Below are 15,027 nucleotides of genomic sequence, written 5' to 3'. Positions count from 1 at the left end.
CTCACTGACATTATAATATGATGGATATGAAATAAAGTCAATGTATGTATATCCTGTTATAAAGAATTTTCTGCAAAATTACGCTTTTATCCGCATGGCACCACTGTTTAGCCAAAAAAGCTAATGATCAGAATGCCGATCAGGATAAGAATCGAGCAAATAATTCGTAGTGTGCCTTGCTTTTCTTTGAGCACAACAATGCCCAGAATCGTAGCAAAGACAGTGCCAATCTCACGAATTGGTGAGATATGGGCGACAGGAGCATATTTCATGGCGATCAAAAATAACAAATAAGATCCGGGATTGAGGATCGCACCCAGTAAAATGATCTTGGCGTTCAGCTTCCATTCGACGCGAAGTTGTTTAGAAGCGAGTACAATCGGCGTCAGTGCAGCCATGAACCCAATATTCGTAACCTCTAATAAAGAGATAGCTGAAACATGCTGAAGGTTGATGCGATCAACAAAAACGTAGCATGTCGTGCATAGGCCGACACTAAGGGCCATAAGGAATGCTTTAACCGTTCCGGCGGATGCTTGTTTACGGGTGAAAATACCGCTAAGCCAAATGAAACCGAAGACCATGCAGAGCAGACCTATCCAACCGTATATCGATAAGGATTCACGAAGGAACAAGACGCTGCCAATGGGAATGAAGAGCGTGCTGGTGCCTCTCATAATCGGATACACCTGGGACAGGTCGCCCATATTGTAGGTGCGTGCCAACAACAGGGAGTAGACGCTTTGCAAACAAGCAGATAAAAGTAAGAATCCGTAGGCTTTTAGAGATAAAGGGGTAAGCCATAGTTCTCTGATTAAATAAGGAAGAAGTCCGATTGTGGTTACCATCATGATGGACCATAGGAAGACGCTTTTATTCTGGCTTCTTTTGGTGAATAAGCTCCAGACCGCGTGCGTAAGACCAGAAGCTACGACTAGTAAAATTGAAACGATAAACAAGCGATCATCTCCAAACCTTGAGAGAAGTTAAACGTTGGGGTTGTGTTCGGGTTGATCGATGATTACCGTACCGTCAGCCAGTCGCAGCCAGGATTCGAAAGAACGCTCGCCTTCGCGGAGTCGAATCATCCGGGCACCACGTGGATAGCCGTCTTTGCCATAGGTATTGTAACCGGTTGCTCTTCCGTAGCAGAGACGTACTCCGTAAAGCTCGCCCCAATAATCGTTGACGTGGTCGTGTCCGCAGAAGGTCCCTACGATATCGCCCATTTCAACCATTGCTGTAAATAGTCCTGAATTGACGGGAGAGCAGCAGACATTTTCAAACTTGTTGCCGTAGCAGGTCTCATTGTCCCAAACTTGTTTATACTCCGGAAGCGGGATGTGAAAGAAGGCCAAGGCAGGGTACGCCTGCGCCCCGATGCTCAATTGGAGCTTACGGGATTCCTCCCTGTACCAGTCGATCTGATTGCTGCGAATCCAATCATAACCTTGGATATGCGGCAGCACAGAGCGATCCCCGGAATCAAAGAAGTACAAAGCGGCAGCGGTCTGACCATCGGGACCGGAAATGGATAACGTATAGTTGCCAACACCGTTAATTCCTTCTGGTCCTCGCTGGGTAATGGTATGGGAATGCTCAAGCACTGTATGCATAAGTTCATCTCTAGTGATGGTAGTTTCTGTATCATGGTTGCCGAACACAACAGCCCATGGAATACCGCGAGATTCGGCCGTGTGAACGGCATCGCGAAACGCTTGATGCGGATTCTCGCAAACAGGTTCACCAGAAGCCCCGTGCCCTGTGTAAATGACGTCGCCTGTAAATACGACAAGATCAGGATGCTCAGCGTCTAGCACTTCTTCCATTAGACGACGTGTTTCCTGATCCTGATCCTCACCATTTTCCCAATGTAAATCGGTGAACTGGGCAATCGTAAAAGTTCGATCTTCGCGAAAGACAAGCTGATGCTGCACGATAATGTCCCCCTATAAGTTGTATTTTTGTAGTAATCATGTTGTTTCTTTATTATATATTGTTGTTTGTTGGCTATTGTATCGCTGGTTTGCTATGCTGTCAATGAAGAATTTTTTCACAAAAAAGAGCGATTAGGCAAAAAATGCCGATATACGGTACGGAGTAACAACCGTATCTTTATAATCAATCAACATATTAATTCTAAGTAAGAGGAGACCACATCATGTCTGATAAAAAGGTTGAATTACGATGTTTGAATTCTTTGGCTAAAGTAATCGCTCATCATGAACTCAATTCTCTTTATTTCCTTGAACGAGCAACAACGTTCAGCAACGAAATTTATTCGTTTCAGGTAGCCTATCGATCGGAGCAGCTTATCAAAGGCATACGCATCGAAATCGAATCACCTCTAGCCGAGTGTATAACAATTCGAAAAGTCGGATTAGTGCCAAGTGAATTAGCATGTTATGGCGATCATGATGGTTATGTGATCAGTGATCAACCTGGTCTGTATCCCGATCCGTTGATGCCATTGGATGTAAATGGTGAAGTCGCTTTACCTGGGAGCTGGAGCTCTCTATGGATAACGGTGGATCTCAAAAATCAACATTTAGAGAGTGTGTATCCGATTGATGTGATGTTGTTATCCTCAGATGGCAATAAGATGGGATCGGAACGTATCCATTTGCACGTAATGAGCGGTTCTTTGCCCAAGCAAAAGTTGATTCGAACCGAATGGTTTCATACGGATTGTTTGGCTAATCATTACAATGTGAATGTCTTCAGCGAAGAGCACTGGACTCTTATTGAGCAATATGTTCAAACTGCGGTCAAACAAGGAATCAATATGATTTTAACACCCTTATTCACGCCTCCATTGGATACAGAAGTTGGCGGTGAGCGGACTACTGTGCAGTTGGTAGAGGTAGAGCGTGATGAGAATGGGTACCGATTTGATTTTCGCTTACTAGAGAGATGGATAGCACTTGGAGAACGCTGCGGGGTTGAATACTATGAGTTTTCTCATTTATTTACGCAATGGGGGGCACAGTTTGCGCCCAAAATCATGGCTGCGGAAAAGGGGCAGCTGAAGCGAATATTTGGTTGGGAAACAGACGCAACTGGAGAAGAATATGGCCAGTTTCTAGAGGCATTTTTACCTGAATTGGATCAGTTTATCAAAAAGCAGGGCATTCAGGATCGCGTATTTTTCCACGTTTCGGACGAACCGACCTTGGACAATTTGGAATCATATCGAGCAGCAAGTACCCGATTGAGCCAGTTCTTTCAAGGATATCCTACGTTCGATGCACTTTCGGACTATGAATTTTACGCGCATGGCCTTGTGAACACACCAGTGGTTGCCAATAATCATATCGATTCCTTTATTAGCCGCGGCGTGGATAACCTTTGGACTTATTATTGCTGTGCGCAGTACAAAAAAGTATCAAATCGATTCTTTGCATTTCCTTCGGAGAGAAATCGGATCATTGGATTCCAGTTATATAAATTTAATATACGAGGATTTTTACACTGGGGGTATAACTTCTGGTATTCACAATATGCACGTAAAATGGTGAATCCATTTGTCCAAACGGATGCGGATCGAGCTTTTCCTTCTGGGGATGCCTTTCTTGTATATCCAGGAGAAACGGGACCAATCGAATCTATTCGTATGGTCGTATTTTATGAAGCGTTGCAAGATGTAAGGGCGCTTGAAATGTTAGAAGGTTTAATTGGTCGCGAGAAAACTATTGCTATGGTTGAAGAAGATCTTGCTGTGCCATTAACATTCAGCGATTATCCGCATGAACCCGACTGGATTATCAAGAAACGTGAGAAGATCAATCAACTTATTGCATCGCTGGCTAAAGGATGAAGCCGATCCGTTGACATCGTAAGCGCCACCTTATAAACTGGATGAAAACAACAGGAAACATCACCATGTGGATATCATCGGTCAATAGCTGATGCTTACGATGCCAGTTTCCTTACGGAAAACTCTTAGGAGGCCATTATGTCATTAACATACGAAGATCGCAGGATGACCATCCTGAACCATTTGGAGATGGAAGGGAAAGTGCAGGTGCATCACCTGTCTGAGATGCTTAATGTCTCAACGGAAACGGTGCGGCGGGACCTAGATCGGCTAGAGAAGGAAGGCAAGCTTCGCAAAGTGTACGGAGGCGCTGTCAAAATGCGCATGGAGCTTGTTGAGCCGCCCTTTCTCAAACGGACCCAAATGATGAAGTCAGAGAAAACAGCGATCGGCAAGCTGGCTGCCTCTTTGGTCCAAGACGGGGAAACGATTATGCTGGATAACGGCACGACGACGATTGAGATATTGCCTTACCTGAAGGATCGTACGAGTGTAACCTTGATCACCCATTCAGTTCCGATTCTCAATCTGGCCATGGAAACGTTCCGGGGAAGAATTATCTTCGCAGGCGGGGAAGTGAACGTCGAGTATCAAGCCACATCAGGCTCCCTGACGGATCAGATGCTGGATCAATTTAAAGTGAACAAAGCATTTATTTCTGTTGGAGGCATCTCACTCGCGGACGGCATTACAGACTTCCATTTGGCTGAAGCTATTATCTCACGGAAAATGATGCAGCGGGCCGAGGAAGCCATCCTGGTAGCGGATCATTCCAAATTCGGTATGGCTACGTTTGCTAGAGTGTCCAAGCTTGAAGAAATCTCGATGCTCATTACCGATTCAGGCTGCTCGAAGGAATGGATCGATACAATTGAGGCGCTCGGCATTGAAGTGCTGATCAGCGACTAATACGCAAATCGCCACCGAACCGGCTCCCATAGCGGCGAAAGGGCGATTTTTTCTTTGCAAATAAGGGAATTCTCAAATAATGATGATGGTACAAAAAGAAGCGACGTCTATTCCTAAGAAAACAATACGATTGAATAATCGACGATATACGACATCAGGAAGTGTGAGATATGCTTCTTTCACAGGGCTAATCCGCTTCACGGCGTTAGCGCCGGACTACGATATAAGGGGAGTGTTTCCATGAAAAGAAGATCTCAATTAAAAGTACTGCCGATCGCGGCGACCATTCTTGCACTATCACTTGCAACCGCTTGCGGAAATGCTGGATCTACAAAAGATAAAGGCAGCACAGCGCCAGTCGCAACTGCTGATTCTAAAGAACCTGTGAAGGTGACATTATGGACACCAATGAATCCGAATGCGAAAGCCGTCGTTAAGAGCTTGAACGAGCTGCCTATGGTAAAAGAGTGGGCCAAGAAAACAAACGTAACGTTTGACTTCCAACATTCTTCCGGAAATACACCGCAAGATGATATTCAGCAATACGGTGTTATGGTTGCTTCTAATAATCTGCCGGATTCGATGCTGTGGAGTTGGAACAGCGTGCAGGGCGGAACATCCAAAATGTTCAAAGACGGCACGATTATTAAACTGAATGATTTAATTGAGAAGAATGCTCCGAATTTGAAAAAGATTCTGGATGCGAATCCGCAGATCGCCAAACAAGTCAAGTCAGATAACGGCGATATTTATGTGATGCCTCATCTGAAAGTAGGTCAATATGGTCAGTACAAAACATTCAGCGGTATGATCATTCGACAAGACTGGCTCGAAGAACTGGGACTGAAAGCGCCTGAAACGGTCGACGAGTGGGAAACAGTACTTAAAGCTTTCAAAGAGAAGAAAGGCGCTATTCCTTTCACTTTGAACAAATCGACTGCTATTGGTGGTTTTGATTTTGCAGGCGCTTACGGCGTATCAAACGCCTTCTATATCGACAATGGGAAAGTGAAGTTCGGACCCATCCAACCGGAATATAAGCAATACTTGACGACTATGCAAAAATGGTACAAAGAGGGTCTGATCGATCCGGATTTTGCGTCCAATGACGGAAAAACGATGGATTCGAAAGTAACCTCCGGCAAAGCTGGGGCGTTCTATGGATACATCGGCGGAAGTATCGGTACGTATTCGCCTGCCTTGCAAAAGACAGATCCGAAAGCAAAACTTGCTCCTGTCCAATATCCAGTATTGAAGAAAGGCGACGAACCTAAGTTCGTGCAAGCGTCCTGGGAATACGACAACATCGGAACGGTGATCACAAGTGCGAACAAGCATGCTGCTGAAACCGTGAAAGCGCTGGACTATCTGTATAGCGAAGAAGGCGCAATGCTCAAAAATTTCGGTATCGAAGGCCAAACGTACACGAAAGTAGATGGTCAACCGAAGTACACGGACCTGATTTTGAAAAATCCGGATAACCTGCCGATCAGTCAAGCGATGGCTAAATATTTTATTGCCAACTACGGCTTCTCCGGTTTGGACGATGACCGTTACAATGATCAATATTATCAATTGCAGTCGCAAAAAGATGCCGTAAAACTTTACGCCAAATATGCGAATAATGCATACAAAGTGTTGCTGCCGCCAGTGGCGCTGACACCGGATGAAGCGAAGGAATCTGCGAAAATTATGAATGATGTAAGTACGCTCTTGTCCGAGCAAGTCACGAAAGTGGTCATGGGCGCCGCGAAAATCGAAGATTTCGACAAAGCTGTGGAGCAATTTAAAAAGATGAACATTGACCGCGCGACGGATATTTATCAGGCGGCAACGGATCGTTACAACAAACGTTAATAGATTTCAAAAAATAGAGGGGAGCCAGCCTCCCCTTCTTCATCATACAGGTAAGGAAGTGAGAACATGGCTAATTCCCTTCGGGTTTTACTAGATGACATAAGAAAAAATCGCGCGATCTACCTGATGGTACTGCCGGTTGTGCTGTACTTCTTCATTTTCAAATATTTTCCCATGTATGGCGCTGTTATCGCCTTCAAGGACTTCAGTCCAGCAAAAGGGATCTGGGGCAGCGATTGGGTAGGGTTTCAGCATTTCACAGCTTTCTTTAAAAGCTATTATTTTATCCGCGTGCTGCGTAATACGTTTCTGATTAGCATTTATAACCTCCTTTTCGGCTTCCCTGCACCGATTATTCTCGCGATTCTTTTGAACGAGATTCGCCAGAAGCTTTTTAAATCGATTGTGCAGACGGTTTCCTATTTGCCGCATTTCATCTCGATTGTTGTCATTTCAGGGTTAATTATTGACTTCACGAACCGTGGAGGTATTGTGAACTCCATCATTATGTTCTTTGGCGGGCAAGATTCTGCACTTATGAATGATGCCGGCAATTTCCGTACCATTTTCGTCAGCACGTCTGTTTGGCAAGAACTCGGTTGGTCGTCCATCATTTATTTGGCTGCGCTTAGCGGGATTAACCCGGAGTTATACGAAGCTGTTCGCGTTGATGGGGCAGGAAGGTTCCGGCAAATATGGAGTGTAACGCTTCCTGGGCTCATTCCAACCATTATGATTCTGCTCATTCTTCGAATTGGTGGATTGATGGAGGTCGGTTTCGAGAAGGTCGTCCTGCTGTATAATCCGAATACGTATGAAACGGCGGATGTGATTTCGTCCTTTGTGTATCGAGAAGGGTTAGCACAAGGGAATGATTTTAGCTATACAACGGCCGTAGGGCTATTTCAATCCATGATTAACTTTATTCTACTTATTAGCGCTAACAGCTTATCCCGCCGATTCTCCGGCAGCCGGTTGTGGTAGGAGGAACTAACGATGAAATTAAGCGCAACTGAGCGTCTATTCGATATCGGTAATGCGATTCTCATGATTTTGCTTATCGTCTGTACGTTGTACCCGTTCTACTATGTGTTCATGGCATCCATCAGTGATTCTAATTTGCTTATCCAGCATTCGGGCTTGTTGTTTAGACCGCTCGGGTTTAATCTCGACGCTTTTCAGAAAGTGATTGCGAATCCCAACATTTTGACGGGTTATGGGAATACATTACTCATCTTGATTGTGGGTACGGCGGTTAATCTGTTTTTTACAACGCTTGGGGCCTACGCGCTGTCCAGAAAGTTTGTGATGCGGAAGTTCTTGATGATCTGCATCGTGTTCACGATGTATTTCAGCGGCGGATTGATTCCGACATATTTGTTAATCAACAACTATCTGCACATGGGAAATAGCTACCTTGCCCTCATCTTACCCGTGGCGATCAGTACGTGGAACTTGATTATTATGCGAACTTCGTTCGAAGCGATCCCTGAGGGCTTGATGGAATCCGCTAAGATTGATGGCGCAGGCGAATGGCGCATTTTGTTCCAGATTGTAGTGCCGCTGTCCATGCCTGTTATTGCCGTTATGGTGCTTTATTATGGTGTAGCTCACTGGAATTCCTGGTTTAATGCGATGCTGTTCCTTCACGATCGGGAGATGTTCCCGCTGCAGCTGATTCTTCGAGAAATTCTGGTGCAAAACAGCACGGATTCGATGACCACTGGAACGGGGAATGCGAACGACACGCAAGCGATTGGGGAAAGTATTAAATATGCAACGATCATGGTGGCTACATTGCCGATTCTAATTGCCTATCCTTTTTTACAGAAATATTTTGTGAAAGGTGTTATGGTCGGCGCGCTCAAAGAATAACGACCAGGCCTGTTCTCTTTTTGGATCTTCAAAAAGAGGGCGGGATATTTGGTTTTTTCCACTTTCTGTGAGGGAATCAACAAAAATGATGATGTTACAAAAATCGTAGATGTACTTGAGCTGATGAAGATGGGATAATACTGCTTACAGCATGAGTGAGGGAGGACTTCTTTGTGAAGCGGAGCGTATTTTTATTTTGGCTTTACTCGAACTTAACCATTCTATGTATTCCCATCGTCATCACGATGTTGGTTCTTATTCAGTCGCAGTTTTTACTGAGCTCGGAGGTCATTCGATCCAATAAAGCGCTGCTTAACCAAGTGAAGCAATCGCTAGATAATCAGTTCAAAGATATTAAGCGGATGGGGCTCCAGCTTTCCCTGGATCCTAAAGTCATTAAGTATGTTAATCAAGCTGATTTCAACAATTCGCAAGTCAAGATCGATACACTGGATCTGATCACTTCGCTTCGTTCTTATGCGGCCTCGAATGGGGATATTAACGATTTATATGTATATATGAAAAAAGATCATTTCGGTGTTACGACATCGACAATGAATCAAGATGAGCTTCTCTTCCAATTGCTCCACGCAAAAAATAAAGGCATCACCATGAAACAATGGAGCGACAGTATGGAGAAAATCTACTATGGAAATTTCCTTCAATTCGCTGACGATGACATGGTGTACATGCAGTCACTGCCGATTCAGAATGCCAGCGAAGCGCCGGCAACACTTGTTGTCATGCTGAATGCAGAACGTTTGAAAGCAGCTATCTCAAATATCCAAATTGCCCAAGCAGGCAGCGTATTGATACTCGATTCCACTAATAAGCTGCTGATGACGGCAGGCGATTCGGATCATGTATCCGATATTGATTTCGAGCAGATCCACTCAGCGGAGGGTTCATTTAGTCAAAAATGGGGCAAGGAAGAGGTAACGGTTTCTTACGTTTCTTCGGTTGAAAATGAATGGAAGTATGTGTCCATCGTTCCTACTAAAATTTATTCAGCGAAAGTAAGTCAATTGCGCAGCTGGATTTACGCTGGCTTATTTATGTGTATTTTTGTCGGTGGTCCGATGTCCATCTGGCTGACGCGAAGACATTATATGCCGATCCGCCGCATGGTGGATTTGGTTTCTCCGAAGGTGAAGTCCAATATCGAAGGGATTGGGAATGAATTCTCACTGCTCCAGTCCTTCATGTCGGAAAATGAAGCTTTACAGGTTACGGCGAACCGAACTATTCAGAAGCAGCAAGACGTGCTGCGCAGCCATTTTCTGGCACGGCTGCTTAAAGGCAGAGTCGAGAGCGGTTCTGCACTCGCGCAATCGATGGAATCGTTTGACCTGCGGTTCGAGACGAACCGTTTTGCCATCCTGCTGTTTCATATCGGCGATTATGAGGCTTTGTTTGCTGATGGTGGGACGCGCGATGCGGAGTCGAAATTACAGTATGTTTATTATATTGTGACGAACATTACGGAAGAGCTGATTGGCCGAAAACATACGGTGTTCACGACCGAAGTGGATGGTATGATTGCTTTTCTGGTTAACATTCAGAATGAAGATGAAGTTCGGACGAAGCAGGATTTGATTGATATTGCGCAAGAGGCGCAGACGATTATTCAGGGGAAATTTTATATTCAGCTGACGATTGGCATCAGTGATATCCATCCACTCTTGACCGGAATCCCCCTTGGATTCGACGAGGCGCTGGAGGCGCTGGAATATAAGTTTGTTATAGGTCCAAGCCAAATCATACCTTTTGATCGGATCAAACGACCGAAGAACGAGCTGTATTATCCGCTGGATATGGAGCGGCAGCTGATCAATCATATTAGAACCGGGCAGTACGAGGAAGCCATGGAGGCTGTCAGCGAACTGATCGTAACGAATGTGTCGGACGGCACGTTGTCGCTTCAGCTCGGCAAGCTTCTCATGTTTGAACTGATCGGCACGATCTTGAAGGCCATTGAGCATCTGGATCAGGGACCTAATGAATTGGCGGTAGAGAAGCATGCACTCATTAAACAATTGACCCAGTGCGAGTCCTTCGTGGAAATTGAAGATGAAATTTATAAGTTTTTGAAAACCGTCTGTGACTACGTTGATTCCAAGAAGAAAAGCCACAATACGAATCTGAAGGATCAAGTGCTGAGCTATATTGATGAGCATTTGGCGGATATGGATTTGAGCCTGACCTCATTGTCTCTGAAGTTCGAAGTCAATGCGCCTTACTTGTCACGCTTCATCAAAGAGCAATCTGGTGAAACGTTTATTGATTACGTAAATAAACAGCGTGTCCAGCTGGCCAAGCAGTTAATGACGGAGACCGATGATACGATTACGGATATTACGCAAAAGGTCGGCTTTTCGAACAGTAATACCTTCATCAGGGTGTTTAAACGCTATGAGGGGATTACACCAGGACAGTTCAGGAAAGGGGAATAATGCAGGGAATAAGGCAAGAATTAAAGTGCCATTTTGTGTGCTGTGATACAGAATATTGTCTGTTTATTAGGTATAATGATTCAATATACAAAAAACGACAAATTATTCTGGGAGCGTGTAAAGCATGAAATGGAAGCTTAACATTGTGGTTTCGCTAGCAGTTCTGGGTACTTTATTAAGTTCTGTGGCGTATGCAGAGCCTAAGCATGATAAAGGTTCGGATCATTCAAGTTCGAGTACCAGTTCAAGTTCAAGTTCAAGTTCAAGTTCAAGTTCAAGTTCAAGTTCTAAATCAAGTTCAAGTTCTAACGATCAAGTGGATGGGAAGCTGAAGGAGAAAAAGAAAAAAAAGGAAAAGAAGGTTTCCGGAGAACAAGAAACGGTGACTTCATCTACCTACGGCTCTCATGGACATAAGGGGTATAAAGGTTTACAAAACGCTTACGAAAACGTCAAAGATCGCCCTGCCGGTGCCGTCATTTCCAAATTATTGGAAAAGTATAATTTGCAGTTAAGCGAAACGGCAGATATTGGTTCAATTCTTGCGGACTCGGTCATTGAGGCAGAGAATAACGGGGACTTGGACATAGCTGCAGAGATTCAAACAGAAGTGATTAAATCAGACTCTACGAACCTGACTGTATATAAAAAACTTGGAGCACTGAATAGTAAGAGAGGCAAGTTAGGTGTCAAAGCCTACGTTAATGGCCTTGAACCTCACTTTGAAGTCCCGCCATTTATTAAAGAGGGGAACACGTTAGTTCCTTTCCGAGCGATTGCTGAAGCCTTGCAGGCTACCGTTACTTGGAATCCAGAAGATAACTCGGTTACCGTGGTGAAAGATGGTGTCACAGTGAAGCTTGTGTTAGGTGTTCGCAAAGCCTTTGTGAATGGACAAGCCGTTGATCTAGAAGTGGCAGGAGAAGTCTATCAGGGGTCCACGATGGTGCCGGCTCGCTTCATTAGTGAAGCGCTGAAAGCCGATGTGCAGTGGGAACCAGAATCACAAAGCGTCGTGATTAACGAGGTTGAAGAACAAACACCGGACATAGACGCGGCACAGGAGTAAAATACCGAGAACGCCTGCAAACCGGGACCATGAGTGAAATGCGCGAGAACGCCCGCAAACCGGGAAACAGGAGCAAAACACACGAGAACGCCCGCAAACTTCGAGGTTTGCGAGCGTTTTTATTGTTCAAAGAAACGGAAGGATGAGCAAGTTGAACGACGATGCGCTATTTCGTGATAAACACGTTGAAAATGGGATTAGCGGAACGTTCCGCTAAAGTACGAGCGGCTGCTGCGCAGCATGATGCTTCGGCTTGAATTCACTTGGCGACAGGCCAGTCCAGCGCCGGAATTGCCGCGAGAAGTGGCTGGCCGAATGGAAGCCGAGCTTCTCCGCAATGTCTGTCATCGGCAAATTAGTTGTGACGAGCAGCTCTTTGGCTAGGTTCAGCTTTTGCCGGCTGACATACTGACGCGGTGATAGTCCGTAGACTTTGGAGAAGAGCTTGCTGCACTGACTGCGGCTCAGGTTCAGCTCTTTCGCGACCCCCGCGACAGACGCCTCCTCGCAGAGGCCAAGCGACAGCTTTTCTTCAATCGCATGGGCGACATCAGCGGTGAACAAGGAGGCGTCTTTGTCCTTCATTGGCGCATGTTTGCTCAGTGAATCCTGTTTGCGTAGCAAATCTAGCACATCATGAATGATTAGCAGTGTATAGGATTGCAGCAGCAGTTTATCCTCGAAGCGCAGATATTGCTGTTCTTGCTCCGTGTCCTCAGTCCGATTGCGATGCATGATAGCCTCTAGTTCGCTTACGTAGAACTGAAGCCTGCTTTGCTCCGCATCCTGATGATGGATGTGCCGATATGGAGTAGTCGATAGCAGGCTGCGTATTTCGGTATCATCAAGATCAAAATGCACATTAAAGTAGCCATAATTTGTGGCAGCGGCATTGGAGGATTGATGCCTCACGCCTGATTTGATCAGCAGCCAGTCTCCTTGCCGCATTGTTATGGATTCACGGTTCATTTCTTGCACAACTTCACCCTCCGAGCAGTAAAGCAGTTCAAACAAATGATGATGATGCCGAGGGTAATGCCATCCCGGGGGCTGTAAGCCAAAATGGCATCCTACTACTTGTAAGGTATTGATCATATTCGGAAAACGGTACAAATCATCCATGAAGGGCTCCTTCCGTACGTCATTGCTGTACGTTCAATCATATCATTGAACTGGCACATTTGGTATAGAAAATGCTCCATTTGGAGATTGAGGATTGACCGCCTTTTCAGCGATGATTAGATCATTCATACACTATCGCATTCATCAGTCGGAGGGATAACCATGGCCATTTTACAAGCTCAAAATAAGCAGTTTCTTTTAGATGGGAAGCCTATTCAACTCATATCTGGAGCCATCCATTATTTTCGCGTCGTGCCTGACTATTGGGAAGATCGTTTATTGAAGCTCAAAGCCTGCGGGTTTAATACCGTGGAGACTTATATTCCTTGGAATTTGCATGAACCGCAGGAAAATGTGTTTAACTTTGATGGAATAGCGAACATCGTGAGATTTGTGGAGCAGGCTGGTAGTTTGGGTCTGCATGTGATCGTGCGGCCGAGCCCATATATCTGTGCGGAGTGGGAGTTTGGCGGATTACCGGCATGGCTGTTGAACTATCCGGATATGCGGCTTCGCTGCATGGATCAGGCTTATCTGGAGAGAGTCGACCATTACTATGACGCGCTGATCCCACAATTGGTCCCGCTGCTTGGCACAAATGGTGGACCCATCATTGCGATGCAGATTGAAAATGAATATGGCAGCTACGGCAATGACACAGCGTATTTAACGTATTTGCGGGATGGACTCATCAAACGCGGTGTAGATGTTATGCTGTTTACATCTGACGGTCCGGAGGACGGCATGCTGCAGGGCGGGACGGTTCCAGGCACGCTTGCCACGGTGAACTTCGGTTCTAAACCGGAGGAAGCTTTTAATAAGTTTCGTGAATACCGTGTTGATGAGCCACTCTTTTGCATGGAGTACTGGAACGGTTGGTTTGATCACTGGTTGAAGCCTCACCATACGCGTGATGCGGGCGATGTTGCGGACGTATTCGACCGAATGCTTCGCGCTGGGGCCTCTGTTAATTTCTACATGTTCCACGGCGGGACGAACTTTGGCTTCTACAACGGAGCGAACTATCATGATAAATATGAAGCGACAATCACCAGCTACGACTATGATTCGCCTTTGTCCGAATGCGGAGATGAGACGGAGAAATATAGGGCTGTCCGCAGCGTGATTGCAGGTTTTTTAGGTAAAAATGTTGAGGATTTCCCAGAATTGCCTGCACCAATAAAGAAGAAAAGTTATGGTCGAATCGCTTTGACCGAAAAGGCAGATATGCTTGAACATTTGTCACATCTCGCTAAGCCCGTTAAGAGCACTTGTCCAGAGCCGATGGAAAAGCTGGGCCAAAGCTATGGATTCATCGTTTATTCCACGCATGTGTCCGGGCCGCGTACCGGTGAAAAGCTGCACCTGCAGGAGGTACATGACCGTGCGCAAGTCTTCTTGGACGGTGTCTACCAAGGTACGGTGGAAAGATGGGATTCACGTCCACTCCCGATGGACATTCCCGCTCAAGGCGCGAAGCTTGACATTGTGGTCGAGAACATGGGACGCGTCAACTATGGTCCGAAATTAAAGGACTATAAAGGTATTACAGAGGGTGTGCGGATGAACAATCAGTTCTTGTTTGATTGGACAATATATCCACTCCCACTGGACGATTTGACGGCGATTCCATTTGGACGTTCCGCTGAGGCGAATGAAAGGAATGATCGTCCTGCCTTTTATCGAGGGGAATTCACCGTGGAAGAAGCGGGAGACACGTTCGTTCGTTTAGAAAACTGGTCGAAAGGCGTAGTCTGGATTAACGGTTTTAATTTGGGACGTTATTGGGATAAAGGGCCGCAGCAAACGTTGTATCTGCCGGCACCTTTACTGCGAACTGGACGCAATGAAATTATCGTATTTGAATTACATCATACGGAGGAATCGGTCATCGAACTGACGGATGCGCCGGATTTGGGATAACT

The 15,027-nt window shown here is 45.6% G+C and carries 11 protein-coding genes; 8 read left to right on the top strand and 3 right to left on the bottom strand.

The window, feature by feature from the left end; translation table 11 throughout:
• Nucleotides 1-107: 107 nt before the first annotated feature.
• Complete coding sequence (locus tag QFZ81_RS30725) at nucleotides 108-959, bottom strand: DMT family transporter (protein WP_307438349.1); 852 nt, start codon at nucleotides 957-959, stop codon at nucleotides 108-110.
• Nucleotides 960-986: 27 nt separating this feature from the next.
• Nucleotides 987-1,937: a metallophosphoesterase family protein gene (locus tag QFZ81_RS30720; RefSeq protein ID WP_307438351.1), complete on the bottom strand. Its 951-nt coding sequence runs from the start codon at nucleotides 1,935-1,937 to the stop codon at nucleotides 987-989.
• Between the two features lie 224 nt (nucleotides 1,938-2,161).
• Between QFZ81_RS30720 and QFZ81_RS30715 the strand changes: the two genes are divergently transcribed.
• The 7 genes from QFZ81_RS30715 to QFZ81_RS30685 all read left to right on the top strand — a co-directional run bounded on the left by QFZ81_RS30715 (nucleotide 2,162) and on the right by QFZ81_RS30685 (nucleotide 11,980).
• A complete protein-coding gene (locus tag QFZ81_RS30715) occupies nucleotides 2,162-3,817 on the top strand; it encodes a DUF4091 domain-containing protein (protein WP_307438356.1) in 1,656 nt (551 codons plus the stop codon).
• A gap of 138 nt (nucleotides 3,818-3,955) precedes the next feature.
• Nucleotides 3,956-4,726, top strand: coding sequence for a DeoR/GlpR family DNA-binding transcription regulator (locus QFZ81_RS30710; RefSeq protein ID WP_307438357.1), 771 nt, complete (start codon nucleotides 3,956-3,958; stop codon nucleotides 4,724-4,726).
• 240 nt (nucleotides 4,727-4,966) lie between these two features.
• On the top strand, nucleotides 4,967-6,583 hold the full coding sequence (locus tag QFZ81_RS30705; RefSeq protein WP_307438358.1) for a type 2 periplasmic-binding domain-containing protein: 1,617 nt from the start codon (nucleotides 4,967-4,969) through the stop codon (nucleotides 6,581-6,583).
• 66 nt (nucleotides 6,584-6,649) lie between these two features.
• The gene (locus QFZ81_RS30700) at nucleotides 6,650-7,567 is read left to right on the top strand and encodes an ABC transporter permease (protein ID WP_307438359.1); all 918 of its coding nucleotides are present in this window, start codon (nucleotides 6,650-6,652) and stop codon (nucleotides 7,565-7,567) included.
• Nucleotides 7,568-7,579: 12 nt separating this feature from the next.
• Complete coding sequence (locus QFZ81_RS30695) at nucleotides 7,580-8,458, top strand: carbohydrate ABC transporter permease (RefSeq protein ID WP_307438361.1); 879 nt, start codon at nucleotides 7,580-7,582, stop codon at nucleotides 8,456-8,458.
• 173 nt (nucleotides 8,459-8,631) lie between these two features.
• Entirely contained in the window at nucleotides 8,632-10,911 is a 2,280-nt protein-coding gene (locus tag QFZ81_RS30690; RefSeq protein ID WP_307438363.1) for a helix-turn-helix domain-containing protein, read from the top strand.
• Nucleotides 10,912-11,035: 124 nt separating this feature from the next.
• Entirely contained in the window at nucleotides 11,036-11,980 is a 945-nt protein-coding gene (locus QFZ81_RS30685; RefSeq protein WP_307438366.1) for a stalk domain-containing protein, read from the top strand.
• Nucleotides 11,981-12,193: 213 nt separating this feature from the next.
• Here QFZ81_RS30685 and QFZ81_RS30680 read toward each other — a convergent pair whose 3' ends face one another.
• On the bottom strand, nucleotides 12,194-13,102 hold the full coding sequence (locus tag QFZ81_RS30680; RefSeq protein ID WP_307438368.1) for an AraC family transcriptional regulator: 909 nt from the start codon (nucleotides 13,100-13,102) through the stop codon (nucleotides 12,194-12,196).
• 162 nt (nucleotides 13,103-13,264) lie between these two features.
• Here QFZ81_RS30680 and QFZ81_RS30675 point away from each other — a divergent pair, with 162 nt between their 5' ends.
• Complete coding sequence (locus tag QFZ81_RS30675) at nucleotides 13,265-15,025, top strand: glycoside hydrolase family 35 protein (protein ID WP_307438370.1); 1,761 nt, start codon at nucleotides 13,265-13,267, stop codon at nucleotides 15,023-15,025.
• Nucleotides 15,026-15,027 lie beyond the last annotated feature (2 nt).

It is taken from the genome of Paenibacillus sp. V4I9, assembly GCF_030817295.1.
Lineage (GTDB): Bacteria > Bacillota > Bacilli > Paenibacillales > NBRC-103111 > Paenibacillus_E.
Note: the sequence above shows the minus strand (reverse complement) of the source record. Positions and strands in the feature narration are given on the sequence as shown.

Bases quoted from the DNA above. Each gene is read 5' to 3' on its own strand.
- QFZ81_RS30715 (WP_307438356.1), top strand. From the start codon at position 2,162: ATGTCTGATAAAAAGGTTGAATTACGATGTTTGAATTCTTTGGCTAAA.
- QFZ81_RS30705 (WP_307438358.1), top strand. From the start codon at position 4,967: ATGAAAAGAAGATCTCAATTAAAAGTACTGCCGATCGCGGCGACCATT.
- QFZ81_RS30685 (WP_307438366.1), top strand. From the start codon at position 11,036: ATGAAATGGAAGCTTAACATTGTGGTTTCGCTAGCAGTTCTGGGTACT.
- QFZ81_RS30700 (WP_307438359.1), top strand. From the start codon at position 6,650: ATGGCTAATTCCCTTCGGGTTTTACTAGATGACATAAGAAAAAATCGC.
- QFZ81_RS30695 (WP_307438361.1), top strand. From the start codon at position 7,580: ATGAAATTAAGCGCAACTGAGCGTCTATTCGATATCGGTAATGCGATT.
- QFZ81_RS30710 (WP_307438357.1), top strand. From the start codon at position 3,956: ATGTCATTAACATACGAAGATCGCAGGATGACCATCCTGAACCATTTG.
- QFZ81_RS30675 (WP_307438370.1), top strand. From the start codon at position 13,265: ATGGCCATTTTACAAGCTCAAAATAAGCAGTTTCTTTTAGATGGGAAG.
- QFZ81_RS30680 (WP_307438368.1), bottom strand. From the start codon at position 13,102: ATGGATGATTTGTACCGTTTTCCGAATATGATCAATACCTTACAAGTA.